Source organism: Actinoplanes sp. NPDC051633 (assembly GCF_040681735.1).
GTDB lineage: Bacteria > Actinomycetota > Actinomycetes > Mycobacteriales > Micromonosporaceae > Actinoplanes.
Genome location: NZ_JBFAZH010000014.1, coordinates 1 through 24,865 on the forward strand (window position 1 = coordinate 1; position 24,865 = coordinate 24,865).

General features: G+C 70.6%; 26 protein-coding genes. 6 read left to right on the forward strand and 20 right to left on the reverse strand.

Features of this window, described 5'->3' with window-relative positions; genetic code table 11:
- The 6 genes from AB0M20_RS01935 to AB0M20_RS01960 form a co-directional block, all read right to left on the reverse strand.
- The coding region (locus AB0M20_RS01935; protein WP_364292221.1) for an AMP-binding protein at positions 1-603 on the reverse strand (603 nt) is incomplete at its 3' end.
- Positions 603-1,445 carry an SMP-30/gluconolactonase/LRE family protein gene (locus AB0M20_RS01940; RefSeq protein ID WP_364292156.1) on the reverse strand — a complete coding sequence of 281 codons (843 nt, stop codon included), beginning with the start codon at positions 1,443-1,445 and terminating at the stop codon, positions 603-605. The genes AB0M20_RS01935 and AB0M20_RS01940, both read right to left, overlap by 1 nt.
- A 10-nt stretch (positions 1,446-1,455) precedes the next feature.
- Positions 1,456-2,478: a hypothetical protein gene (locus AB0M20_RS01945; protein ID WP_364292159.1), complete on the reverse strand. Its 1,023-nt coding sequence runs from the start codon at positions 2,476-2,478 to the stop codon at positions 1,456-1,458.
- Positions 2,475-3,464 carry an ABC transporter permease gene (locus AB0M20_RS01950; protein ID WP_364292162.1) on the reverse strand — a complete coding sequence of 330 codons (990 nt, stop codon included), beginning with the start codon at positions 3,462-3,464 and terminating at the stop codon, positions 2,475-2,477. The genes AB0M20_RS01945 and AB0M20_RS01950 overlap by 4 nt, the downstream gene beginning before the upstream one ends.
- Complete coding sequence (locus AB0M20_RS01955) at positions 3,461-4,969, reverse strand: sugar ABC transporter ATP-binding protein (protein WP_364292165.1); 1,509 nt, start codon at positions 4,967-4,969, stop codon at positions 3,461-3,463. Before AB0M20_RS01955 ends, AB0M20_RS01950 begins: the two co-directional genes overlap by 4 nt.
- The gene (locus AB0M20_RS01960; RefSeq protein ID WP_364292168.1) at positions 4,966-6,000 is read right to left on the reverse strand and encodes a sugar ABC transporter substrate-binding protein; all 1,035 of its coding nucleotides are present in this window, start codon (positions 5,998-6,000) and stop codon (positions 4,966-4,968) included. Before AB0M20_RS01960 ends, AB0M20_RS01955 begins: the two co-directional genes overlap by 4 nt.
- Before the next feature lie 161 nt (positions 6,001-6,161).
- On the opposite strand from AB0M20_RS01960, the gene AB0M20_RS01965 reads away from it, so the two are divergent.
- Positions 6,162-7,952 carry a GAF domain-containing protein gene (locus AB0M20_RS01965; protein WP_364292171.1) on the forward strand — a complete coding sequence of 597 codons (1,791 nt, stop codon included), beginning with the start codon at positions 6,162-6,164 and terminating at the stop codon, positions 7,950-7,952.
- Positions 7,953-7,988: 36 nt separating this feature from the next.
- On the opposite strand, the gene AB0M20_RS01970 is transcribed toward AB0M20_RS01965, so the two are convergent.
- The 4 genes from AB0M20_RS01970 to AB0M20_RS01985 form a co-directional block, all read right to left on the reverse strand.
- A complete protein-coding gene (locus tag AB0M20_RS01970) occupies positions 7,989-9,929 on the reverse strand; it encodes an ABC transporter ATP-binding protein (protein WP_364292174.1) in 1,941 nt (646 codons plus the stop codon).
- A gap of 69 nt (positions 9,930-9,998) precedes the next feature.
- Positions 9,999-10,769, reverse strand: coding sequence for an enoyl-CoA hydratase/isomerase family protein (locus tag AB0M20_RS01975; protein WP_364292177.1), 771 nt, complete (start codon positions 10,767-10,769; stop codon positions 9,999-10,001).
- Complete coding sequence (locus tag AB0M20_RS01980; protein ID WP_015620263.1) at positions 10,766-10,993, reverse strand: helix-turn-helix domain-containing protein; 228 nt, start codon at positions 10,991-10,993, stop codon at positions 10,766-10,768. The genes AB0M20_RS01975 and AB0M20_RS01980 overlap by 4 nt, the downstream gene beginning before the upstream one ends.
- 474 nt (positions 10,994-11,467) lie before the next feature.
- Positions 11,468-13,072, reverse strand: coding sequence for an ABC-F family ATP-binding cassette domain-containing protein (locus tag AB0M20_RS01985; protein WP_364292180.1), 1,605 nt, complete (start codon positions 13,070-13,072; stop codon positions 11,468-11,470).
- Between the two features lie 209 nt (positions 13,073-13,281).
- On the opposite strand from AB0M20_RS01985, the gene AB0M20_RS01990 reads away from it, so the two are divergent.
- Positions 13,282-14,202, forward strand: coding sequence for a neutral zinc metallopeptidase (locus AB0M20_RS01990; RefSeq protein WP_364292183.1), 921 nt, complete (start codon positions 13,282-13,284; stop codon positions 14,200-14,202).
- Between the two features lie 9 nt (positions 14,203-14,211).
- Positions 14,212-14,949, forward strand: a complete 738-nt coding sequence (locus AB0M20_RS01995; RefSeq protein WP_364292185.1) for a maleylpyruvate isomerase family mycothiol-dependent enzyme — start codon at positions 14,212-14,214, stop codon at positions 14,947-14,949.
- Here AB0M20_RS01995 and AB0M20_RS02000 read toward each other — a convergent pair.
- A complete protein-coding gene (locus tag AB0M20_RS02000) occupies positions 14,934-15,578 on the reverse strand; it encodes an acVLRF1 family peptidyl-tRNA hydrolase (RefSeq protein ID WP_364292188.1) in 645 nt (214 codons plus the stop codon). The two genes, AB0M20_RS01995 and AB0M20_RS02000, sit on opposite strands and share 16 nt — an antisense overlap.
- Positions 15,579-15,595: 17 nt before the next feature.
- Between AB0M20_RS02000 and AB0M20_RS02005 the strand changes: the two genes are divergently transcribed.
- Positions 15,596-16,267: a DNA alkylation repair protein gene (locus tag AB0M20_RS02005; RefSeq protein ID WP_364292191.1), complete on the forward strand. Its 672-nt coding sequence runs from the start codon at positions 15,596-15,598 to the stop codon at positions 16,265-16,267.
- Here AB0M20_RS02005 and AB0M20_RS02010 read toward each other — a convergent pair.
- A complete protein-coding gene (locus AB0M20_RS02010) occupies positions 16,264-16,866 on the reverse strand; it encodes a LysE family transporter (RefSeq protein ID WP_364292194.1) in 603 nt (200 codons plus the stop codon). The two genes, AB0M20_RS02005 and AB0M20_RS02010, sit on opposite strands and share 4 nt — an antisense overlap.
- Positions 16,867-17,048: 182 nt before the next feature.
- Between AB0M20_RS02010 and AB0M20_RS02015 the strand changes: the two genes are divergently transcribed.
- Positions 17,049-17,792, forward strand: a complete 744-nt coding sequence (locus AB0M20_RS02015) for a histidine phosphatase family protein (protein WP_364292197.1) — start codon at positions 17,049-17,051, stop codon at positions 17,790-17,792.
- A 29-nt stretch (positions 17,793-17,821) separates the two neighbouring features.
- On the opposite strand, the gene AB0M20_RS02020 is transcribed toward AB0M20_RS02015, so the two are convergent.
- The 8 genes from AB0M20_RS02020 to AB0M20_RS02055 are packed head-to-tail and all read right to left on the reverse strand — an operon-like array spanning position 17,822 to position 24,174.
- Positions 17,822-18,160: a metal-sulfur cluster assembly factor gene (locus AB0M20_RS02020; protein ID WP_364292200.1), complete on the reverse strand. Its 339-nt coding sequence runs from the start codon at positions 18,158-18,160 to the stop codon at positions 17,822-17,824.
- Positions 18,157-18,606 (reverse strand): Fe-S cluster assembly sulfur transfer protein SufU, encoded by a 450-nt coding sequence (sufU, locus tag AB0M20_RS02025; protein WP_364292224.1) that lies wholly within the window; start codon positions 18,604-18,606, stop codon positions 18,157-18,159. Before sufU ends, AB0M20_RS02020 begins: the two co-directional genes overlap by 4 nt.
- Positions 18,603-19,823, reverse strand: coding sequence for a cysteine desulfurase (locus tag AB0M20_RS02030; protein ID WP_364292203.1), 1,221 nt, complete (start codon positions 19,821-19,823; stop codon positions 18,603-18,605). The genes sufU and AB0M20_RS02030 overlap by 4 nt, the downstream gene beginning before the upstream one ends.
- A complete protein-coding gene (gene sufC, locus AB0M20_RS02035) occupies positions 19,820-20,587 on the reverse strand; it encodes a Fe-S cluster assembly ATPase SufC (protein WP_364292206.1) in 768 nt (255 codons plus the stop codon). The genes AB0M20_RS02030 and sufC overlap by 4 nt, the downstream gene beginning before the upstream one ends.
- On the reverse strand, positions 20,584-20,916 hold the full coding sequence (locus tag AB0M20_RS02040) for a non-heme iron oxygenase ferredoxin subunit (protein ID WP_364292209.1): 333 nt from the start codon (positions 20,914-20,916) through the stop codon (positions 20,584-20,586). Before AB0M20_RS02040 ends, sufC begins: the two co-directional genes overlap by 4 nt.
- The gene (sufD, locus tag AB0M20_RS02045) at positions 20,917-22,047 is read right to left on the reverse strand and encodes a Fe-S cluster assembly protein SufD (protein ID WP_364292212.1); all 1,131 of its coding nucleotides are present in this window, start codon (positions 22,045-22,047) and stop codon (positions 20,917-20,919) included.
- A gap of 43 nt (positions 22,048-22,090) precedes the next feature.
- On the reverse strand, positions 22,091-23,512 hold the full coding sequence (sufB, locus tag AB0M20_RS02050; protein ID WP_364292215.1) for a Fe-S cluster assembly protein SufB: 1,422 nt from the start codon (positions 23,510-23,512) through the stop codon (positions 22,091-22,093).
- Positions 23,512-24,174, reverse strand: coding sequence for a transcriptional regulator (locus AB0M20_RS02055; protein WP_364292227.1), 663 nt, complete (start codon positions 24,172-24,174; stop codon positions 23,512-23,514). Before AB0M20_RS02055 ends, sufB begins: the two co-directional genes overlap by 1 nt.
- A gap of 138 nt (positions 24,175-24,312) precedes the next feature.
- Here AB0M20_RS02055 and AB0M20_RS02060 point away from each other — a divergent pair.
- A partial coding sequence (locus AB0M20_RS02060; RefSeq protein ID WP_364292218.1) for a COX15/CtaA family protein occupies positions 24,313-24,865 on the forward strand: 553 nt, incomplete at its 3' end.

The following is a 24,865-nucleotide window of genomic DNA, read 5'->3' on the forward strand; positions in this document are numbered from 1 at the left end:
GACCGACCGGTGACTGTAGAGGACGCCCTTGGGGTTGCCCGTCGTACCGGAGGTGTAGCACAGCGACGCGGCGAGGTTCTCGTCCCGGATCGTCGTCTCGAACGGCTCGTCGGCCTGCTCGCTCAGCAGGTCCTCGTAGTCGAAGATGCGCGGGTCGTCGGGCAGCGGCATGTCCCCGCCGTCGTCCATCACGACCACGTACCGGACCGCACGGAACGACGGGACCAGCGGCCAGACCACCGGCAGGATCGTCCGGTCGACGAACAGGACGTCATCGGCGGCGTCGTTGACGATGAACGTGATCTGGTCGCGGTGGAGCCGGTGGTTGACGGTGTGCAGGATCCGGCCGGAGCTCGGGATGCCGAGATAGAGCTCGACGTGCCGCTGGCTGTTGCGGGCGAAGGTCCCGACGCACGCGCCCTCGGGCACGCCGAGGGCGGTCAGGGCGCGCGCCAGCTTGCGGACCCGCGGCGTCACCTCGCGCCACGTGGCCACGCTGTCGGTGGCGCCGCCGGTGATGATGCGCTTGTGCGTGAAGTTGTTCTCGACCCGTTTCAGCAGGGTCGGGATGGTGAGCAGGCGGTCCTGCATCAGGCCGCGCATCACGACCGGTCCGGCTCGACGTCGACGGCCTCGATCCGGCCGGCCCGGACGGTGGTCTCGGAGGGCTGCCAGCTGTTCGAGGTGAGCAGGAAGAGCGTCGTGGAGTCCGGACCGCCCAGCACGCAGTCGGTGGCGCATCGCCCGCCGGCGTCGATCGTCCGGGTGAACCGGCCGCCCGCCTCGACCCGCAGGAACTGCGACGTCGTGATGGACGAGACCCACACCCGGCCGGCCGGGTCGACGCAGATCCCGTCCGGTGTGGATCCGGGCGGCAGATCGGCCCAGATCCGTTTGCCGGTCAGGTCCCCGTTGTCGGCGATGTCGAAGGCGGTGAGCCGGGCCGCCCAGGTCTCGGCGACCACCAGCGTAGTGGTGCCGGGCAGGACGACCATGCCGTTGGGGAAGACCATGTCCTTCTCGACCAGGGCCGGCCGGCCGTCGGCGTCGATGCGGAAGATCGGGCCCGGCCGGAGCGGAGCGTCCGCGTACAGGTCGTAGCCGAAGCCGCCGACGAAGGTCCGGCCCGTCCGGTCGGTGACGAGGTCGTTGATCGGCGCGTCGGTCATGCCCGACAGGTCCGCGTGGACGCTCAGGCGGCCCCGCGCGTCCACCCGCCGCACCTTGCGATCGGTCATGCAGCTCACCAGCAGTGAGTCGTCGGGCAGCCAGCCCAGACCCGACGGCTGGTCGTCGACGACGGCGACCTCCTCCAGCGTCCGGGTGGCGGGGTTGGCCCGGAACACCTGCCCGGTGTGCATGTCGGAGAACCACAACCGGTCGCGGTGCCACCGGGCGCCCTCGGGGAACCGGAGATCGGAGAAGAGCAGGGACAGCTCGGACATGACGCGCTCCTCAGATCTGGCCGCTCGGCTGAGCGCCCGCGGGCGATGGTTGTGCGGTCCCGCGCCGGAAGCGGGTTCGCTGCCGGATCAGCGCGCTGTGCAGATCCGGGGCGTCGATGACGACGATGACGCCGAGAAGTCCCGCGAAGAACAGCTGCGAGACGTACGACGGGAGGGCCGCGACCGTGACGATCTCGGCCAGCAGCGCGACCGCCATGATGCCGCCGAGCAGGCCGAGCGGCGTGCCCCGGCCCCCGGCCAGCGAGACCCCGCCGAGCAGCGCCGCGGCGGCGGCCACGATGAGCGGCTGCACGCCCGGGTCGGGGTTGGCCGATCCCAGGCTGAAGCTCAGCAGCGAGCCGCCGAGCCCGGACAGGATGCCGGACACCACGAACGTGCCCACCAGCAGACGGCCGACGCGGACCCCGGCGACCCGGCTCGCGCGCCGGTCCCCGCCGATCGCCCGCAGCTCATGACCCCACCGGGTGAACGCCAGCAGCACCGCGGCGAGCACGAAGAACGCCAGGGTGAGCAGGCTGCGCGGGGAGAAGTAGGCGAGGACCGTCTGGTCGACCCAGAGGGTCACCTCGGGGTTGGAGTACGTCTTCGTGAGTCCGCCGGACAGCGCGCTGGTGAGCCCGAGCAGGGTGATGTAGGTGGCCAGCGTGACCGGCATCGACGGCAGGCCGAGCCCAGCGATCAGGACACCGTGCACCAGGCCGATGACGGCTCCGGCGGCCACCGCGGCGAGCAGGCCGTACGCGAAGTGCTCCTGGCCGGCCTGCACCGTCAGCATCCCGCCGAGGGCGTAGGTGCCGACCACCGACAGGTCGAACTCGCCGGCGATCATGGTCAGTCCCAGGGCGAGGGCGAGCAGGCCGAGCCGCGCGAAGATCTGGAACGTGTTGTAGACGTCGAAGGCGGCGACGGCCTCGCCGGTGTACACCGGCAGCAACACGAACGCCGTGCCGGTGACACCCACGGCCACCAGCGGCAGCAGCCCTTCGGGCCGGCGGAGCGATCGGAGCGTCATCCGCGGTCACCCTTCGTCCGCAGGTGCACGAGGACGACGACGAACAGGACGATGAGCCCCTTGACCATGATCTGCACTCCGGTCGAGTAGCCGCGCAGCAGCAGGACGTCCGACACGGCCGCGATGAGCACCGCGCCGGCGAAGGTGCGCAGCGCCGAGCCGCGGCCGCCCGAGATCGGCGTGCCCCCGGCCAGCACCGCGGCGATGGCGTCGAAGGTGAGGGTGCCGCCCAGGTTCACGTTGGCCGACGTGTTGAAGGCGGCGGTGAACGCGGCGGTCACGGCGAACAGCGCGCCGGCCCCGATCCACGCCACCGTGACCGTGCGCCCGACCGGCAGGCCGGCCGACCGGGCGGCGCGGCGGTTCTCGCCGATCAGGTAGAGCGAGCGCCCGAAGGCCGTCCGGCGCAACGTCCACTCGACGACCAGGGTCAGCACGATCAGCACGTGGACGCTGAGCGCCACCCCGCCCGGCGTTGCGTTCAGGAGGTCGTACCCGGTGCCCGACGGGGACACCGTCGTCCCCCCGCTGAGGCCGATGGCCAGACCGGAGATGGCGAAGCTGGCCGCGATGGACAGCACCACGGGGTTTGCGGCGGCGTAGCCGACCACGGCGCCCTGGAAGCCGGTGATCAGCGCCCCGCACGCCACCGCGATGACGAACGCCGGCAGCAGGCCGAGGGACTGGGCGGCCAGGAACACCATGCCGACCGCGGCGACCGTCGGCGAGATGGCCAGCGAGACCGCCGACCCGCCGATCGTGATCAGCGTGAGCCCGAGCGCCGCGATGCCGACCAGACCGGCCGAGGTGAGGATCGCCTTGGCGTTCGCGATCGTGACGAACCGGTCGGTGGACAGGGCCACGGCGATCGCGGCCAGCACGGCGAGCACCACCAGCGCGGTGACGGCGACGTCGGCCCGGGACCGCCGGCGTTCCGGCGCGGGGGCGGCCGTCGCGGGACGGGTGGGCGCGGACACGGCGTTCACCCGTTCCCTCCGCCGTGTGTCATCTCGCGCAGCAGGACCGCGCCGGCCACGTCGCCGTCGTGCCGGTGCACCGCGACGCCCTTGTGCATCGTGACCACGACGTCGGCGAGGTCCAGCAGCTCCTCGAGGTCGGTCGAGCTGAACAGCACCGTCATGCCGTCCGCGGCCGCACTGCGCAGCAGCGCGTGGATCGCCGCCCGCCCGCCGACGTCGACGCCGCGCGTCGGCTCGTCGAGCACGAGCACGCGTACGTCGTCGCGGCCGAGGCAGCGCCCGACGAAGACCTTCTGCTGGTTGCCGCCGCTCAGCAAGCTCACCCGGTGACCGGCCCGCTCGCCACCCAGACCGCACAGGGTGATCAAGGCGGCCAGCGTCGCGCCCCACCGCCGGCGATCGAGGACGCCGAGCCGGGCCACGTGCGGCAGGCGGGTGGCGAGCAGGTTCCAGCCGACCGGCTTGCCGAGGAACAGTCCCTCGGACTTGCGGTCGTTGGAGACGAACGCGATGCCGGCCTGGACCGCGGCGATCGGATGGCCCGGGCGCACCGTGGTCCCGTTGACGGTCACGTCGCCGGCGGCCGCGGGAACCAGTCCGGCGATCGCGCGCAGCACGTCCGAGGCGCCCGACCCGAGCTGCCCGGCCACCGCGTACACCCGGCCCGCCTGCAGCGCGATGGTGAAGTTCTCGACCCGCCCGGGCACCGACAGCCCGGCGACGGCCAGCACCGCGGCGCCGTCGCCGGCCGCGCGGCCCGGTCGCTTGTCCGGCCGGTCGGGCGCCTCGCCGAGCATCTGGACGATCAGCGAGTCGACGGTCAGGTCCGCGGCCGGCGTCGTCGCCACCACGGCGCCGTCCCGCATCACGGTGACCCGGGTGCACAGGGCGAGGACCTCGCCGAGGCGGTGGGAGACGAAGAGGACGGCGCGGCCGGACGCCGCCACGGTGCGAACGGCGGCGTACACGTACTCGCTCTCCACGTCGCTGAGCGTGGCCGTTGGCTCGTCGAGGATCACCAGCCGGGCGTCCTGCCCGAGCGCCCGGGCGATCTCGACCAGCTGCCGCTCGCCCATGCTCAGCTGGGCCAGCGGCTGGTCGAGCCCGACATGGCGTAGGCCGACGTTGTCGAGCAGCGCCCGGAACCGGCGGCCGGACGCGCGCCGCCGGTTGATCCAGCTGGTGCGGAGGTCGCCCAGCAGCAGGTTCTCCCGCACGGTGAGCGACGGCACGACGCTCAGCTCCTGATCGACCAGGGCGATCCCGCTGCGCTGCGCCGCCTGCCGGCTGCCGAGGTCGAGCGCCTCGCCACCGATGCGGATGGCGCCCTCGTCCGGCGCCTCCTGCCCGGACAGCAGCTTGACGACCGTGCTCTTGCCGGCGCCGTTGTGCCCGCACAACGCGTGGATCTCGCCGGGGGCGATGCCGAAGGACGCGTCCCGGACCGCCCGGGTGCGGCCGAAGCTCTTGCTCAGGCCGTCCACCCGGACCAGTTCGTCGCCGCGGCTCATGCCTTGCTGCACTGTTCCGCGTACTGCGCGACGTTCTTGGCGGTCACCCGCTCTTCCTTGACCAGGTCCTTGGCCGGCGGTTTCTGCCCGCTGAAGTACCGCACGACGTACTCGGCGGTCTGCTCGGCGATCGTGCCCGGATCCTCCGTGGCGGTGCCGTAGAGGGTGCCGCCCTTGATCGCGTCGATGCCGGCCTTGAAGCAGTTGCTGCCGGTGACGATCACGCCGTCCTTGCCCGCCACCGCGCACCCGGCCTGCTTGGCCGCCGCGATGATCGGCAGCGCCTGGTAGTCGGCCATGCCGTAGGCGCCCTGGATGCCGGAGCAGCCGTACTTGGCGAACAACTGCGTGGCGATCTTGCTGGAGAGCGTGGGGTCCCAGTTGCCGTCCTGGACCTCCACGACCTTGAACTGCGGCGTCTTGGCCAGCTCGGCCTCGAAGCCCTTCATCCGGTCCTGGGAGGCGAAGCCCGACTTGGTGCCGGTGATCGCGATGATGTTGCCCGAGTCCTTGCCCTGCGCGGTCAGACCCTCGATCAGGTTCTGCGCCGCCGCGGTGCCGAGCGCCTCGCTGTCGGACAGCACCTGCATGACGTCGCCCTCGACCGACGGGTCGGGCCGGCCGTCGAAGACCAGGACGGGTATGTCCGCCTGTTTGGCCTTCTTGATCGGCACGATCATCGACGAGGTGTCCAGCAGGGCGGCGACGATCAGGTCTGGCTTGTTCGAGATGGCCTGGTTGAAGTTGGTCACCGCGGTGCCCGGATCCATCGTCGTCAGGTCCACCACCTTGGCGCCGCCGGCTTCGAGCTTCCCGATGAACACGGTGTTGAAGTAGGCGCCCCAGGGGTTGTCCTTGCCGTAGCCGACGAAGTCGATCGTCTTGCCCTTGAGGCCGCCGCCGGCGCCGGCCGCGGCGTCGACCCCGTTGCCGCCGGAGTCGGAAGAGCCGTTGCACGCGGCGGCGGCGAGTGCCATGCCCACCATGACCGCGGTGAGTCTGATCGGGGACGCGGAACGGAGATTGATCATGCGACGCTCCTCTATCGGCACAGCTTGTGACTTCAATCACAGACTTGCTGTGCCGAACTCTAGGTGCGCCGGAGGCCGCTCGTGAGAGATGATCATCCCACTGTTGTGCCTGGTCCTGTGTGGCGAACCTCCACTGCCGGAGAAGGCCGGAGGAGGCCGGAGTGACGGATCACACGACGCCGTTGCGCACGTCGAGCCCGGATCTGACGTCCTACCGCCGTCGCCGGGAGCGCGAGCTCAGCTCCCTCTACGCCACCGCCCGCGCGCTGACCGCCCTGGGCGAACTGGACGCCGTGCTCGACTCGATCGTGCGCGCGGCCCACGAGCTGATCGGCACCGACTTCACCTATCTCTCGCTGCTGTCGCCCGACGGCGAACTGACCCTGAAAGCGTCCCAGGGCACCATCTCGCCGACCTTCAACGAGGCTCGGGTGCCGTCCGGGACCGGCGTCGGCGGGCGGGTGATCGCCACCGGGGCGCCGGCCTGGGTGAGCAACTACCTCCAGACGCGGGACGTGCCGCACGACCGGACGTTCGACGATCTGGTCGTCCCCGAGGGCATGGTCGCCCTGCTCGGCGTGCCGCTGCTCGTCGGCGAGGAGGTGATCGGCGTACTGTTCGCGGCCGACCGCACCGAGCGGCCCTTCGAGAACGACGAGGTGGCGCTGCTCAGCGCGTTCGCCGACCACGCGGCCATCGCGCTCAACAACGCGCGGCTCTACGACGCGAGCCGGTCGGCGCTCAAGCAACTGCAGAGCGCGTATCTCACCATCGAGCGCCAGGTCGCCATGATGGAACGGGCCCAGTCCGTCCACGAGTCCCTGACCCGCGTGGTGCTGAAGGGCGGTGGCGCCGACGAGATCGCCCGCCTGCTGGTCGAGAACCTGCGGGGCGCGGTCACCGTCTTCGACCGGGCCGGTGCGGTCATCGCCAAGTGCTCGATCGATCCTGCCATCGTCCAGCCGGCCGAGCGCTCGTCACCGGACACAGTGGAGCAGGCGCGCCAGTCCGGGCGGTGGGCGACCACCACCGACGGCAGCGGCCTGTGGCACAGCGCGGCCGCCATCCAGGCCGGCGACACCCCTCTCGGCGCGCTGCTGCTGACCCGCACCGAGGAGCCGACCCCGGTGGACATCCGCACCCTGGAACGCGCCGCTCAGATCATGGGCCTGCTCATCCTCAAGGAGACCGCGGTCGCCGAGGCGGAGGAACGGGTCCGCGGCGAGCTGCTCACCGAGCTGCTGGTCTCCGCCCCGCCGGTGGACTCCGCCCAGCGGGCCCGGGCGCATGCCCGGGGCGTCGACATCGCGGCGCTGAACGCCGTCGTCGTCGCAAAGTCGGACACCATACCCGCCACCGAGGTCGGTCGCCGGCTGCACGCGATGTCGGCCGAGTGGAACGGGCTGGCCGGCGAGCACCTGGGCCGCGCCGCCCTGCTCGCCGCGGCTCCGGATCCGCCGGCGCTCGCGCAGACCGTGCACGCCCGCCTCCGGCACGAGCTCGGCGGGCCGGTCCGGGTCGTCGTCGAGACGGTCACGGACGAGGACTGGGGGCGGGCCTTCGAGGTCGCCGGCAAGTGCTGCGATCTGATGCGCGGCCTGGGTGTGACCGACCGGGGGTCGACGGCCGAGCCGTACGCGATGTTCGCCCTGCTCTTCGACGCCGACCGCACGCAGGACCTGGACCGGTTCCTGGCCGACACGCTGGCGCCGCTCATCGCCTACGACACCCGCCGGTCGACGCAGCTCGTGCCGACCCTGACGACGTACTTCGGCCACTCCGGCAACCTGGCGCGGACAGCGGCGGCGCTGCACGTCCACATCAACACGCTGCTCAGGCGACTGGACCGGGTGGACAGCATCCTGGGCGACTGGCGCGCGCCCGACCGGTCGCTGCAACTGCAGGTCGCGCTCCGGCTGCACGGCCTGCGGGCGCAGATCGACCGGGCGTGACCCGCGTCCCCGGCCGAGCCGCGGCCCGGCCCGGTGTCACGGCTCGACTGGCTGCCGGAGCGGGACGACCACGGGCTCGACGTCGGTGGTGGTGAGCGGCGACGGGTCACTGGCCGAGACCGCGAACTGCGTGCGGTACAACTCCGCATACAGCCCACCGGCCGCGATCAGCTCGGTGTGCCGGCCGCGCTCGACGATGTGGCCGTCGTCCATCACCAGGATCAGGTCGGCGTCGCGCACCGTGCTCAGCCGGTGGGCGATCACCAGGGCCGTACGCCCCTCGAGAGCCACCGCCAGCGCACGCTGCACCGCCGCCTCCGACTCGCTGTCGAGGTGGGCCGTCGCCTCGTCGAGGATGACGATCGACGGGCGCTTGAGCAGCAGCCGCGCGATGGCGATCCGCTGTTTCTCCCCGCCCGAGAAGCGATAACCCCGCTCGCCGACCACGGTGTCCAGCCCGTCGGGCAGCCGGCGCACCAGATCCTCGACCTGGGCCCCGCGCAACGCCGCCCACATGTCGTCCTCGCCGGCCTGCGGCGCGGCGTACTGCAGGTTTTCCCGGATCGTCTCGTGGAAGAGGTGTGAGTCCTGCGTGACCACGCCGATCGTGTCGCGCAACGAGCTGAGCGTGGCATCGCGGACGTCCACCCCGCCGACCAGCACGGCGCCCTCGGCCGCGTCGTAGACGCGCGAGGCCAGCAGCGAGGTGGTCGACTTGCCGGCGCCGGACGGCCCGACCAGCGCCACCATCATCCCCGGCTCGACCGCGAAGTCGACGCCCTGCAGCACCGGATCGTTCTCCCGCCGATCCAGCGCGGCGACATCCTCCAGCGTGGCCAGCGAGACCTCGTCGGCACTCGGATAGCGGAAGTGCACGTCACGGAACTCGAGCCGCCCGGCGCCGGCCGGGACGTCGACCGCATCCGGCTTCTCCTCGATGCCGGGCCGCAGGTCGAGAACCTCGAAGACCCGGTCGAAGGACACCAGCGCGCTCATCACGTCGACGCGCACGTTGCTGAGTGCGGTCAGCGGGCCGTAGAGGCGGGTGAGCAGCAGGGCGAGGGTGACGACGGTGCCGGCGGTGACGCTGCCGGTGACCGCGAGCCAGCCGCCCAGGCCATAGGTGAGCGCCTGCGCCAGCGAGGCGACCAGCAGCATGGCGACGAAGAAGGTGCGTGAATACATCGCCTGCTGGACGCCGATGTCGCGGACCCGGGCCGCCCGCGCGCCGAACCGGTCGGCCTCGACCTCGGGCCGGCCGAACAGCTTCACCAGCAGCGCGCCGGAGACGTTGAAGCGCTCGGTCATGGTCGCGTTCATCTTCGCGTCCAGGTTGTACGACTCCCGGGTGATCTCCGCCAGCCGCTTGCCGACCCGCCGGGCCGGGATGATGAACAACGGCAGCAGCACCAGCGACAACACGGTGATCTGCCAGGACAGGCTGAACATCACGGCCGCGGTGAGCACGAGCTGGATGACGTTGCTGACCACGCCGGACAGCGTCGAGGTGAACGCGCGCTGGGCGCCGGTGACGTCGTTGTTGAGACGGCTGACCAGGGCGCCGGTCTGCGTGCGGGTGAAGAACTGCAGCGGCATGCGCTGCACGTGGTCGTACACCTTGGTGCGCAGGTCGAGGATGATGCCCTCGCCGATGCGTGCCGAATACCACCTCTGCGCCAGCGACAGGAACGCGTCGACGACCGCCAGACCGGCGATCAGCAGCGCGAGCCGCACCACCAGCGAGGCAGCATCGGAGCCACCGCCGGTGATCGCGTTGATCACGTGGCCGGCCAGGACCGGGGTCGCGACCCCGATGCCGGCCGACAGCACGACGGTGACGAGGAACACCGAGATGTCCCGGCGATAGGGCCGGGCATACCGCATGATGCGCCGCGTGGTGCCGGGCGCCACGCGATGCTCCCGGATCTCGTCGGCCTTGCCCAGCGACCGCAGCATCATCCAGCTGGACATGCTCATGACAGCTCACCTCCCGGCGTCGGAGACGAGTCTCCCCGCCGGGTACGACAACTTTGCGCGGTGAGCGGTCTATTCCGACGCGAACAGGTCGGCGATCCGGCGGGTCTGCGCCTCCCGCTCGGCCCGGTCCTGCTCGGCGTACGTGCGTGAGCCGGCGCCGGCGATCAGTGCCTTGATCTCGGACACCGCGCCGCGGTCCGCGGCGAGCACCGCCGCGGCCAGATCGGTGACCGCGGCGTCCAGGTCGCCCCGCGGCACGACGGCGGTGGCCAGGCCGATCCGGTCGGCCTCCTGCGCGTCCAGCCGACGACCGGTGAGGCAGATCTCCAGTGCCCGGGACGGGCCGACGAGCTCGGTCAGGCGCTTGGTGCCGCCCAGGTCCGGGACCAGACCGAGGCTCACCTCGCCCATGCAGAACCGCGCGTCGTCGGCCAGCACCCGCATGTCACAGTTCAGTGCGAGTTGAAATCCCGCGCCGATGGCATGGCCTTGCACGGCGGCGATCGTCACCAACGAAGGCTCACGCAACCAGTTGAAGGCCGCTTGGAAGCCGGCAATCCGTTCCGCGCACTCATCCGCCGACAAGCGCGCCAGATCGGCGAGTGAAGAATCGCCCTCGGCACGCGCAACCGACAGATCGAGGCCCGCAGAAAATGCGCGTCCCTCGCCCCGGACAATGACGACTCGCACGTCCCCGGATAATTTCCGGGAAATGTTACCGAGCTCGGCCCACATCGCCGGAGTCTGCGCATTGAGCACCTCGGGCCGCGCCAGTGTCACGGTCGCCGTGTGGCCCTGTTGTTCGTAGCGGATGCCGGGGTCAAAGCTGCTGGTCGTCACGCCTTCTTGCGGCGGCGGGCACCGCCCCGCTGACGCAGCTGAACACCCGACTCGGTCAGAACTCGATGCACGAAACCGTACGACCGACCGGTCGATGCGGCCAGCGCGCGAATGCTCTCTCCAGAGGTGTAACGCTTCACCAGGTCCTTGGCGAGCGTCTGCCGCTCGCTGCCGACGATTCGACGGCCCTTCTCAGTGCTGGTGGCTGTGCCGGTGGCTGCCATGCTGATTCCTCACGTCCCCGACTGTGCGGTTCGATCTGGTCCCACCTATTAGAACCCCTCGGACGATCATGCGCTAGGTATCCGACGCCGGACAGTATGCCCAATCATCACTGTCAGGAACTTGACGGCGGGCACCCACATCAATGTCAGACTCTTTGCGGTTCCGCAGTTCTGCAGGGAAATGACGTCACGGTTCCTGGATGCACATTGCCGCCGCCGCTCCACCAAGACCCACGATCACCAGCGCAAACGTCGACCTTGGACAACGCCTCCCGACGTCACCTTCCGTCGATGACTCGCTCACTTTGGGACATGATCGGATGACCGTTCGGGCATGCATATCGGCGCAGAAGCCTCCGCACCGGCCGATGTGCCAATGTCGATCGCGACCGCTGTCGGTCAGATGGCGCACACACTGTGCGACCGCCGGTTGACAAATCGACGACGACGGAATCCATCACCAATGCGGACAGATCACGCCAGTTCCACCAGCTCGAGCAGGTCGTCGCTCCACGCGTCCTCGTCGCCGTCCGGCAGCAGGATCGCCCGATCGGGCTTGAGGGCCTGCACAGCGCCCGGATCGTGGGTCACCAGCACGATGGCGCCGGGGTAGTTCGCGATCGCGTCGAGCACCTGCTCCCGGCTGACCGGGTCGAGGTTGTTCGTCGGTTCGTCGAGCAGCAGGACGTTCGCCCCTGAGCAGACCAGCGTGGCCAGGGCCAGACGGGTCTTCTCGCCACCGGAGAGCACGCCGGCGGGCTTGTCGACGTCGTCGCCGGAGAAGAGGAACGCTCCGAGGATCTTCCGCAGGTCGGTGTCGGTCTGATCGGACGCCGCGCTGCGCATGTGCTCGAGGACCGTACGGTCCACGTCGAGGGTCTCGTGCTCCTGCGCGTAGTAGCCCAGCCGCAGCCCGTGGCCGGGGCGCACCTCGCCGGTGTCCGACTCGAGGATCCCGCCGAGGATCCGCAGCAGGGTGGTCTTGCCGGCGCCGTTCAGGCCCAGGATGGCCACCCGGGAGCCGCGGTCGACGGCCACGCTGACATCGGTGAAGATCTCCAGCGACCCGTACGACTTGGACAGCTCGGTGGCGGTCAGTGGGGTCTTGCCGCAGGGCGCCGGTTGCGGGAAGCGGACCTTGGCGACCCGGTCGTTGGTCCGTACCTCCTCCAGACCGCTGAGCAACCGCTCGGCGCGCCGGGCCATGTTCTGCGCGGCCACCGTCTTGGTGGCCTTCGCCCGCATCTTGTCGGCCTGCGCCATCAGGGCGCCGGCTTTCTTCTCGGCGTTGGCCCGCTCGCGGCGGCGGCGGCGCTCGTCGGTCTCGCGCTGCTCGAGGTAGACCTTCCAGCCCACGTTGTAGACGTCGACCACCGAGCGGTTGGCGTCGAGATACCACACCTTGTTCACGGCGGCCTCGAGCAGCGACACGTCGTGGCTGATCACCACGAGGCCGCCCTTGTGCTGGGCCATGTAGCTGCGCAGCCAGGTGATCGAGTCGGCGTCGAGGTGGTTGGTCGGCTCGTCGAGCAGCAGGATGCCCTTGCCGCCCTCGGCCGCGTCGCGGAAGAGGATGCGGGCCAGCTCGATGCGGCGCCGCTGACCGCCGGAGAGGGTGCCGATGGTCTGTGCGAGCACGCGGTCGGGCAGACCGAGGTTCGCGCAGATCCGGGCGGCCTCAGCCTCGGCCGCGTATCCGCCCAGGCTGGCGAACTGGTCCTCGAGGGCGCCGTACCGGCGGACGAGCTTGTCGTCCGCGCTCTCCTCCAGCTGCACCTCGAGCTTCTGCATCTCGGTGAGCAGCGTGTCCAGGCCGCGGGCGGAGAGCACCCGGTCGCGGGCGGTCACGTTCAGGTCTCCCGTACGCGGATCCTGCGGCAGATAGCCCACCTCGCTGCGGCGATCCACCTCGCCGGCGAACGGCAGGCCCTCGCCGGCCAGCACCTTCAGGGTCGTCGTCTTGCCGGCGCCGTTGCGGCCGACCAGGCCGATCCGGTCGCCGGGCTGCACGCGCAGCGTGGTCGGGCTGAGCAGGATGCGGGCACCCGCGCGGAGTTCCAGGCCGGTGGCGGTGATCATAGATAACTCTCGCTCTCGAAAATCCAGGCTGATCATGGGCACACGAAAGCGCCGGCCGTCAGAGAATCGGTCGGCGCCGGGGCGGTCAGCCTTGGCAGAGCTTCACGACCGCTAGTCTACCCGGCGGCTCGAGACACCCCGCACTCGATTAATCGGCAAGATCAACGGGTACGTCCCGACCACCTGCCACGTGGGCGAGTGAGGATGAGATGGAACTCAACGAGAACGCTCGGGTCGACACCAGTCAGATCGACGACCGGCGTGGGTCCGGCGGCGGTGGTGGCGGCGGGATCGGCGGCCTGCCCATCGGCGGCGGCGGGATCACCGGCATCATCATCACCGTCCTGCTCGCGGTGGTCGGCGGATATTTCGGCATCAACCAGGCCGGCGGCACGGGCAGCGCACCCCAGGCCGGTGACAACACCTCGCTGAGCCAGGAGTGCTCGGCCGAGAACGCGGTCCAGCAGCTCGACTGCCGCAACGTCCTCTACGTCAACTCGATCCAGGACTACTGGACGGACGCGATGCAGACGGCCTTCGGCGACCCGTACAAGCCGGCCACGACCGTGCTGTTCTCCCAGCGGGTGTCGACCGGGTGCGGCGCCGCGGACTCCGGCGTCGGCCCGTTCTACTGCCCCGCCGACGACCGCGTCTACATCGACCTCACCTTCTACCGGCAGCTCGCCGACCAGCTCGGCGCGCCCGGCGAGTTCGCCCAGCCCTACGTCCTCGCCCACGAGTACGGCCATCACATCCAGGACCTGACCGGCACCGAGGCGAACATGCGCCGCCAGCAGCAGCGCGACCCGGGCCAGGCCAACGTGCTGTCGGTGAAGCTCGAGCTGCAGGCCGACTGCTATGCCGGCGTGTGGGCCAAGAACGCCACCGGCACCGACGACGGCAGCGGCCAGAAGATCTTCACCAGCATCACCGACCAGGACATCCAGGAGGGCCTGGACACCGCGGCGAAGATCGGTGACGACGCGCTCCAGCGGCGCAGCGGCGGCACGGTCAACCCGGCAGAGTTCACGCACGGCACCTCCGCGCAACGCCAGCAGTGGTTCCGCGCCGGTCACGAGTCGGGCGACCCGAAGTCCTGCGACACCTTCAAGGCGGGCGCGGTCTCCTAGGCTTCACCCATGGCGGATGTGATCGACGATCTCGAGGCCGAGCACGACGCGTTCGAGGCGCTGCTCGATGAGCTGTCCCCGGACGACTGGTCGGCGCCGTCGGCGGCGGCCGGCTGGACGGTGACGGACGTGGTGCTGCACCTGGCGCAGACCGAGGAGGCGATCCCGGCCGCGCTCGCCGGCGAGATCAGCGGCGTCGAGTGGCGACGCTTCGGCGACGACGTGGACACCGCGATGGACGCGATGGTGCGGTCCGAGGCCGCGACGCCGGCCGACATCTTCGAGCGCTGGCGGTCCGCCCGCCAGGCGTCGGTCCGCGCCCTGCGCGCCGCCGATCCGGGTCGCCGGGTGCAGTGGGTCGCGTCGACCCTGAAGCCGCGGTCGCTGGCCACGACCCGGCTGGCCGAGCACTGGGCGCACGCGCTGGATATCGCCGTGCCGCTCGAGCTGGCCTACCCCGATACGGGGCGTCTGCGGCACGTCGCCTGGCTCGGCGTCAGCACCTTGCCGTACGCGTTCGGTCTGGAAGGTCGGCCGGCGCCGGCGCTGTTCTGCGACCTGACGGCGCCCGACGGCTCGTCCTGGCAGTTCGGCGACCCGTCCGCGCCGTCCTCCATCACCGGCGACGCGGCCGCGTTCTGCCGCGTCGGCGCCCAGCGCCTCGACCCGGCCGCGTCCGGCCTGCGGACCGAGGGCCCGGACGGCGAGATCGCCCTGCGGCTTCTGCGGAACTACGCCTCGACCTGAGGGTCCTTGACCAGCACGCGGACGGCCCGGGCGGCGGCGATCGCCTCCACCAGGACGGCGTGCCGCGGCTCCGGGACGTCGAGGAAGCGGTCGGCCCGCAGGTCCGCGAGGGGTTTCAGGTCACGGGCGGCGAGGATCGCGTCCACCGCGGCCCGGTCGCCGCCGGTGATCAGCGCCGCGATCTCGCGTACCCGGGGAAGAAGGATGCGCCCCGCGACGGCCGCGCCGTCGGCAGTGGCCGCCTTGGCCTGGTTGTCCCGGCGGCGCGCGAAGCGCTGCTGCGACCAGCCGCCCGCCGCCGTCCGTCCCTGCACGTAGTGGGTGTCGACCTTGGAGGCGATCAGGCCGGTCCCGGCGGCGACACCGGCCGCGACCGCGCCCTTGCGGGCGAGCAGGAGGCCGAGGGTACGAGGCTTCGTCGCGGTCAGGAGCAACTCGGCGAGCTCCTGCACGTCACCGCCGCCCGGCTGAGGCTCGAACTCGGCCCGCGCTCCGTCGGCGGCGGTCACGGTCAACCCGTCGGCGGTGTACGAGCCGTGCCGCTTCGCGAAGTTCTCCAGCCACCGCGGCAGCCGCTCCGGCGCGACGTCCACCCAACGCCCGCCGCCTGCCGCCTGCCGTCCGCCCATGCCCCTATCGTGTCAGCATGTTCAGCGAGCAGGTCTTCGAGAGGCTGAAACCGGCATTCGAGGCCGCGCGCGACCCGGAGCGGGCCGCCGGACAGCAGGCCTACATGCGCGACCAGTTCCCCTACCTGGGCTTGACGCTGCCGGTCGTGCGCAAGGTGTCCCGCGACGTGCTGCGCGGGCTGCCACGCCCGGCGGACGACGACCTGCGCGAGGTCGCGCTGCGCTGCTGGGACCTGCCCGAGCGCGAATGGCAGTACTTCGCGTGCGAGCTGCTGCGGGCCAAGCCGCCGGCCGGGCCGGACTTCCTGGCGACGCTGCGGCAGCTGATCACGACGAAATCCTGGTGGGACACGGTGGATCCGCTGGCCACGCGGGTGACGGGCGACCTGGTACGCGAGCATCCGGCGCTTGCGCACGACATGGACGCCTGGTCGGCGGAGGAGAACATGTGGCTGGTCCGCACGGCGATCCTGCACCAGCTGCACTGGGGCGCCGAGACCGACACCCGCCGGCTGTTCTCGTACTGCGCGAACCAGGCGTCCCACCGGGACTTCTTCGTCCGCAAGGCGATCGGGTGGGCGCTGCGGCACTACGCCCGCACCGACCCGTCGGCGGTGCGGGCATACGTCGACGCTCACCGTGACGTGCTGTCCGGCCTCTCGATCCGAGAGGCGACGAAACACCTCTAACCCAAGATCATCCGCACGGCCAGGGCGGCGATCACGACGCTCGAGGTGAGGGCCGTGATCAGGCGGCCGCGGTCGCCGGTCAGGAGGCGACCGACCAGCGAGCCGCCGCCCGCGATGACCAGTTGCCAGCTCGCCGACGCGAGGAACGCGCCCGCCACGAACCACACCCCGCCGCCCGAGTCGCCCCGCCCGAGCACCAGGGCGGCGAAATACACCACGGTGGCGGGGTTCAAGAGCGTCAGACCGAGGATGCCGAGGTACGCCCGCAGCGGTGTCGCCGGCCGGCCCGCCTCGGCCGGTGGCCGCCCCGGGCCGCGCCACGCCCCGATCGCGGTGACCGCCGCCAACGCCAGCAGCGCGGCCGCCGCGACCCAGCGCAACGGTGTGGCGATCGGCGCGATCAGGCCGGCGATGGCCGCTCCCCCGGCGACGGCCACCAGCGCGTAGATGCCGTCCGCGGTGGCCGCGCCCAGCCCGGCGGCCGCACCGACGCGCAGCGAGACCCGGGCGCTGAGACCGGCGATGAGGACCCCGATGGCGCCGACGGGCACCGCGATGCCATAACCGGCGACCACGCCGGCCAGAAAGCCCGCGCTCATGACACGGGCTGCGCGACCGCCGTTCCCCGGACGGGCGTCTGCTGTCGCACGGCCGGACGGCCGGGAGCGACAGGGACGCGGGTCATCGAGTGGGTAGCGATCACGCCGAGAGCATGCCAAGACGCACGCGAGTGCCGCCACCGATTTAGCGGGAGGACTCCTGCCGTGGATAGGGTCCGATCATGAGCGTCGTCTCCGAACTGATCCTGATCCGCCACGGGCAGAGCGCCGCCAACGTCGCCTTCCCCGCCGCCGACGCGAAGGGCCACCTGGAGTCGGGCCTGACCGGCCCCGACCGCGACGTCGAGCTCACCGATCTCGGCCTCGCGCAGGCCGAGGCGCTCGGCGTCTGGCTGGCCGGTCTGCCCGCCGACCGGGTGCCTCAGGTGCCGATCACGTCGCCGTACCTGCGCGCGAAGGAGACGTGGCGCATCGCGGCGGAGACCTCGGGGCTGCGGTTCCCGCCGGCGCGGACCGATGAGCGTCTGGTCGACCGCCTGCTCGGCGACCTGGAGATGATGACGCGCGCGGCGATCAGCAGGGACTTCCCCGACGAGGTGCGGTTCCACGGGACCGGCGACCACCGGTGGCGGCCGCCGGGCGGTGAGTCGTTCGGCGACATCCGGGTCCGCCTGACGTCCTTCCTGGACGACGTCAACCGCGACCACGCCGGCAAGCGGGTCGTGGTGACGGCCCACGACGCGGTGGTCCTGATGATGCGCGCGGTGATCGAGGATCTGGACTGGGACGCGGTGCGGGAGGTCTCGGCCGGCAACAGCGTCAAGAACGCGTCGGTGACGGTCTTCGACGGCCGCTCCGGCGCGCTGCTGCTGGACCGCTACAACACGGTCGACCACCTGGCGGACGTCGAGGTTCGGGCGTCCGCCCCGCCGGACCAGGCGACCCCGCCGGACACCGCCGCCTGAGCGGCGACGGGCCGGCGCAAGCCAAAGCGTCAGACGTTGAAGCCCAGCGCGCGGAGCTGGTCGCGGCCCTCGTCGGTGATCTTGTCGGGGCCCCACGGCGGCAGCCACACCCAGTTGATCCGGAAGTCCTTGACCAGGCCGCCACCCGGGCCGGTGGTCAGCGCCTGCCGCGTCTGGTCCTCGATCACGTCGGTCAGCGGGCACGCCGCCGAGGTCAGCGTCATGTCCAGCGTCGCGACGTTCTCGTCGTCCACGTGCGTGCCGTAGACGAGCCCCAGGTCGACCACGTTGATGCCGAGCTCGGGGTCGACCACGTCCTTCATGGCCTCCTCGACGTCGTCGACCGAGGCCTTCACCACATCACTCATGCCTTCACCTCCGAGCTCACATCGACGCCGGCGCGCGCCGCCGCATCCTTGAACGCCATCCAGGGCAACAACGCACACTTCACCCGGGCCGGATAACGCGCCACCCCGGCGAACGCCACACCGTCACCCAGCACTTCCTCATCGGGCTGAACCTCGCCCCGGCCGTGCATCAGCGCCACGAAGGCGTCGTGCACCTGGGCCGCCTGCGCCGGCGAGGAGCCGCTCAGCAACTCGTGCAGAACCGACGCGGACGCCTGGGAGATCGAGCAGCCGACGCCGTCGTAGGAGATCTCCGACAGATCCGAGTTGACCCTGATGGTGATCTCATCGCCACAGGTCGGGTTGACGTGGTGCGCCTCGCCCGCGAACGGGTCGCGCAGGCCGCGCCCTTTCGGGTGCTTGTAGTGGTCCAGGATGATCTCCTGGTAGAGCTGATCGGTCATCAGCCGAACACCTTCTTCACCTGTTCCACACCACGCGCCAGCGCATCGATCTCGTCGGTCGTCGTGTAGAGGTAGAACGACGCCCGCGTCATCGCCGCGACCCCGAACCGCGCGCACACCGGCCGCGCACAATGATGCCCCACGCGCACCTCGACACCGAGATCGTCGAGGATCTGCCCGACGTCGTGGGGATGCACCCCGGCGACGTCGAAGGACACCGTGCCGCCGCGCCCGTCCGGGGAACCCGGGCCGAAGACCCGCACCCCGTCGATGTCGGCCAGCGTCTTCAACGCGTACCCGGTGATCTCCTGCTCGTGCTCGTGGATCGCCGCCATGCCCAGACCGCTCAGGTAATCCACCGCGGCGCCCAGCCCGATCGCCTCGGCGATCGGCGGCGTGCCGGCCTCGAACCTGGCCGGCGGCGGCGCGAACGTGGTCCTCGCCATCGTGACGGTCTCGATCATCGAACCGCCGCCGAGGAAGGGCGGCATCGACTCGAGCACCGCGGCGCGGCCCCAGAGCACACCGATGCCGGTCGGGCCGAGCATCTTGTGGCCGGTGAAGGCGATCAGGTCGGCGCCGAGGGTGGCCACGTCGATCGGCAGGTGCGGCACCGACTGCGAGCAGTCGAGCAGGACCAGCGCACCGACCTCGTGCGCCCGGGCGACGATCCGCGAGACGTCGTTGATGGTGCCGAGGATGTTCGACATGTGTACGACCGAGACGATCTTGGTGCGCTCGGTGATCAGGCTCTCGTCGACGTCGAGCGTGCCCTCGTCGGTGATGCCGAACCACTTGAGCGTCGCGCCGGTCCGCTCGCAGAGCAGCTGCCACGGAACGATGTTCGAGTGGTGCTCCATCTCGGAGATGACGACCTCGTCGCCGTCGCGCAGGCCGGCGCCCAGCGAGTGCGCGACCAGGTTGATCGCCTCGGTCGAGTTCTTCGTGAACACGATCTCGTCCGGCGACGCGGCGCCGATGAACGTGGCGACCTTCGACCGGGCGTCCTCGTACAGAGTCGTCGACTCCGTGCCGAGGGTGTGCACCGACCGGGACACGTTCGCGTTGGATCGCTCCCAGTAGGACCGCATGACGTCGAGCACCTGCACCGGCTTGTGCGAGGTGTTGGCGCTGTCCAGATAGACCAGCGGATGCCCGTTGATCTCCCGATCGAGGATCGGGAAGTCGGACCGCACCCGCGCGACGTCCAGCGGACTCATGCCGTGGCGCTCGCGTTCACGAACTCGGCGTATCCCGTGGCCTCGAGCTGCTCGGCGAGCTCGGCGCCACCCTCCTGGACGATCCGGCCGGCCACGAAGACGTGCACGAAGTCCGGCTTGATGTAGCGCAGGATGCGCGTGTAGTGCGTGATCAGCAGCAGGCCGGTCTCGCCGGTCGCGCGCACCCGGTTGACGCCCTCGGAGACCACCTTGAGCGCGTCGATGTCGAGGCCGGAGTCGGTCTCGTCGAGAATCGCCATCTTGGGCTTGAGCAGCTCGAGCTGCATGATCTCGTGCCGCTTCTTCTCGCCGCCGGAGAAGCCCTCGTTGACATTGCGCTGCGCGAACGCCGGGTCCATGTGCAGCTTCTCCATGGCGCCGCGCAGCTCGCCGGCCCAGGTGCGCAGCTTGGGCGCCTCGCCGTCGATCGCGGTCTTCGCGGTGCGCAGGAAGTTCGCCACCGACACGCCGGGCACCTCGACCGGGTACTGCATGGCCAGGAAGAGGCCGGCCCGGGCGCGCTCGTCGACCGTCATCGCCAGCACGTCGTCGCCGTCGAGGGTGACGGTGCCGCCGGTGATCTGGTACTTGGGGTGACCGGCGATGGAGTAGGCCAGCGTCGACTTGCCGGATCCGTTCGGGCCCATGATGGCGTGCGTCTCGCCCGACTTCACGGTCAGGTCGACGCCCGCGAGGATCGGCTTCAGGTCGCCCTCGGGCAACTTGACCGAAACCTGCAGGTCGCGGATCTCAAGGGTGCTCACGGCTCTACTCCATTGCTCGGTGTCGTCGAAACGTAGATGTCGCCGTCGCGGATCTCGACGGGGAAGATCGCCACCGGCTCGGTGGCGGGCAGTCCGGAGGGCTCGCCGGTGCGCAGGTCGAAGCGGGACCCGTGCAGCCAGCACTCGAGCGTGCAGCCGTCGACCTCGCCCTCGGAGAGCTGGATCGATGCGTGCGAGCACTCGTCACGGACCGCGTAGAAACGGTCGTCGTCGGCGTGCACGACGGCGATCTCGATGCCCTCGACCTCGGCCGAGATCACCGTGCCCTTCACGACGTCGTCGACCGAGCCGATGTTGACGAAGTCCACTTACGCCCCCGCCTTGGCCAGCCGGGCCTCGATCGCGTCCCCCAGGCGCTCGCGCAGCTCCTCGGACGGGATCTTGTTGATCAGCTCGGCGAAGAAGCCGCGGACCACGAGCCGGCGAGCCTCGCTCTCGGTGATGCCGCGGGACATCAGGTAGAACAGCTGCTCGTCGTCGAAGCGGCCGGTCGCGCTGGCGTGACCGGCGCCGGCCACCTCGCCCGTCTCGATCTCGAGGTTGGGCACCGAGTCGGCGCGGGCGCCGTCGGTGAGGATCAGGTTGCGGTTGATCTCGTACGTCTCGGTGCCGGTGGCCGCCGCGCGGATCAGCACGTCACCGACCCAGACGGTGTGCGCCGACTTGCCCTGCAGCGCCCCGCGGTAGCCCACGTAGCTGCGGCAGTCGGGCACGCCGTGGTCGACGAGCTGCCGGTGCTCGAGATGCTGGCCGGCGTCGGCGAAGTACAGGCCCCAGAGCTCGGCGTCGCCGCCCCGGCCCGCGTACTCCACGCTGGTGAACTGCCGGACCACGTCGCCGCCGAGAGAGACCTGCACGTGCTGGACCCGCGCGTCGCGGCCGACCCGGAACTTGACGTGCTGGGCCTGCACCGCGCCGGCGTCCCAGTCGGCCACCGTCACGAAGGTGAGCTGCGCGCTGTCGCCCAGGACCACCTCGATGTTGTCGGCCAGCGTCGCGGCGCCGGTCTGCGACAGGATCAGCGTGACCTTGGCGAAGTTGCCGACCTTGACGAAGGTCCGCGCCCCCGCCGCCGGGCCGCCCTCGCCCTCGCGCACGAGCACGACGGGTTCGTTGAGGGACGTCTCGGCGTCCACCTCGATCAACGTCACGTCCGCGGCGGAACCGTAGGCCAGCGCGCTGACCCGGTCGAACGGCGTCAGGATCGACTCCACCGTCTCGACGTCCTTGACCGACACACCCGGCGGCAGGGTCGCGTGTTTCCACGACGGTGCGGTGCCGGTCAGGCACGTCGCGGTGATCAGGTCACCGAGCCGCTTGATCGGGGTGAACCGCCACTCCTCCTCGAGCCCGCCGACGCGCGGAAAGTCGCTGACGTCGAACGATCGCTGCACCTGGGACTTGGTGCTGGGCGGCGGTGCCTTGACCTCGGTAGTCATCTCTTCCTTCGAACTCGTCGCGCTTGTGCAGGGCAGGGGCCGGTCAGCCCACTGCCCCCTCCATCTGCAGCTCGATCAGGCGGTTCAGCTCCAGGGCGTACTCCATCGGGAGCTCCTTGGCGATCGGCTCGATGAAGCCGCGCACGATCATCGCCATCGCCTCGTCCTCGGTGAGGCCCCGGCTCATCAGGTAGAAGAGCTGGTCCTCACTGATCTTCGAGACGGTCGCCTCGTGGCCCATCGACACGTCGTCCTCGCGGATGTCCACGTACGGGTACGTGTCCGACCGGGAGATCGTGTCCACCAGCAGCGCGTCGCACTTAACCGTGCTCGCGCTGTGGTGCGAGCCGTCCAGCACCTGCACCAGACCGCGGTACGAGGTGCGGCCGCCGCCACGCGCGATCGACTTCGAGATGATCGACGACGAGGTGTGCGGCGCGGCGTGCACCATCTTGGCGCCCGCGTCCTGATGCTGGCCCTCGCCGGCCATCGCGACGCTGAGCACCTCGCCCTTGGCGTGCGGACCGGTCATGTAGACCGCCGGGTACTTCATCGTCACCTTGGAGCCGATGTTGCCGTCGACCCACTCCATGGTCGCGCCCTCCTCGCAGGTGGCGCGCTTGGTGACCAGGTTGTACACGTTGTTCGACCAGTTCTGGATGGTCGTGTACCGGCAGCGGGCGTTCTTCTTGACGATGATCTCGACGACCGCGGAGTGCAGCGAGTCGGAGGAGTAGATCGGCGCGGTGCAGCCCTCGACGTAGTGCACGTACGCGCCCTCGTCGACGATGATCAGCGTGCGCTCGAACTGGCCCATGTTCTCCGTGTTGATCCGGAAGTAGGCCTGCAGCGGGATCTCGACGTGCACGCCCTTCGGCACATAGATGAACGAGCCACCCGACCACACCGACGTGTTCAACGCGGCGAACTTGTTGTCGCCGACCGGGATCACCGTGCCGAAGTACTCCTTGAAGACGTCCTCGTGCTCGCGCAGGGCGGTGTCGGTGTCGAGGAAGAGGACACCCTGCTCCTCGAGATCCTCACGGATCTTGTGGTAGACCACCTCGGACTCGTACTGCGCCGCGACACCCGACACCAGCCGCTGCTTCTCGGCCTCGGGGATGCCCAGCTTGTCGTAGGTCGACTTGATGTCGGCCGGCAGGTCGTCCCAGGTCGCGGCCTGCTTCTCGGTGGACCGCACGAAGTACTTGATGTTCTGGAAGTCGATGCCGGTGAGGTCGGCGCCCCAGTTGGGCATCGGCTTGCGGTCGAACAGGCGCAGGCCCTTGAGCCGCAGGTCGAGCATCCACTGCGGTTCGTTCTTCAGCGCCGAGATGTTGCGCACCACGGCCTCGGACAGGCCGCGCTGGGCGGTCGCCCCGGCGGTGTCCGCGTCGGCCCAGCCATATTCGTACTTGCCCAGGGCGGCGAGGTGCTCTTCCTGAGTGACGATTTGGTCGGTCATTATCCGGTCCTAACCGTGGTTGCGGTTTTTTCACGCGCGGGTCCGGGGATGTGCGTGGTGCACACCCCGTCGCCGTGCGCGATGGTGGCGAGACGCTGCACGTGGGTGCCGACGAGCCGCGAGATGACCGCGGTCTCGGCGTCGCACAGCTGGGGAAACTCGGCGGCGACGTGCGCCACCGGGCAGTGATGCTGGCACAGCTGGCCGCCGGTCGCGATCGTCGTCGCGCTGGCAGCGTAGCCCTCCGCGGTGAGCGCCTCGGCAAGCGCCTCCGCCCGCGCGATGGGGTCGTCGCCGGCCTCCTGCAGGGCCGTGCCGCACCGCTCCTCGAGCGAGGCCACCTGGGTGGCGGCGAAGGCGGTGACCGCCTCCGGCCCGCACTGGTCGGCGATCCACCGCAGCGCGGCGGAGGCCAGGCCGTCGTAGAAGTGCGGGAAACCGTCACGGGCGGCGGCGGTGAGCACGAAGGCCTTGGCGGGCCGGCCGCGGCCGCGCGGAGCGGCGCTGCGGGACTCGCGGACCTCGACGAGCTGGTCGGCGAGCATGGCGTCGAGGTGCTTGCGGATGGCCGCCGGGCTGAGGCCGAGCTGCGCGCCGAGCTCGGCCGCGGTGGCCGCGCCCCGCTCCAGCAGCAGCTGGGCGACCCGGTCACGGGTGCGCATGTCCGGCGCGGCGGCAGTGGCCGCCACGCTGCTCCGGATCAGCACCTCGTTTTTCACTACTCCAACGTTACGTATTTCGGCGAGCCGCCGCAAACCGCGCGGCCGGTGATCCGAAACACCCTCTGTAGGATTCGGCGAGTGACCGGTTTCCGCCCCCTACGCGGCCTGGCCCTGGCGTCGCTGATCGGCAACGCGGCCCTGGTCGTCACCGGTGCGGCGGTGCGCCTGACCAAGTCCGGCCTGGGCTGCCCCACGTGGCCGCGGTGCACCGACGCGTCGTACACGACCACCGCCGAGATGGGCGTGCACGGCGTCATCGAGTTCGGCAACCGGCTGCTCGGCATCGCGCTCGGCCTGATCGCGCTGGCCTGCTTCGTGGCCGCGCTGCTGGAGCGCCCCCGCCGCCGGTCGCTGATCCTGCTGTCGCTGGCGGTCGGCCTGGGCATCCCCGGCCAGGGCGTGATCGGCGGCATCACGGTCCTCACCAACCTCAACCCGTGGGTGGTCGGCCTGCACTTCCTGCTGTCGATGGCGCTGGTGGCGGGCGCCTACGCGCTGTGGAAGCGAGCGTCGGAGGGCGACGGGAAGCCGATCTCCCTGGTCGCGCCGCCGCTGCGTACGCTGGCCCGCCTGACGGCGCTGGTGAGCGCCGCCGTGATCGTGGTCGGCGTAATCGTGACCGGCAGCGGCC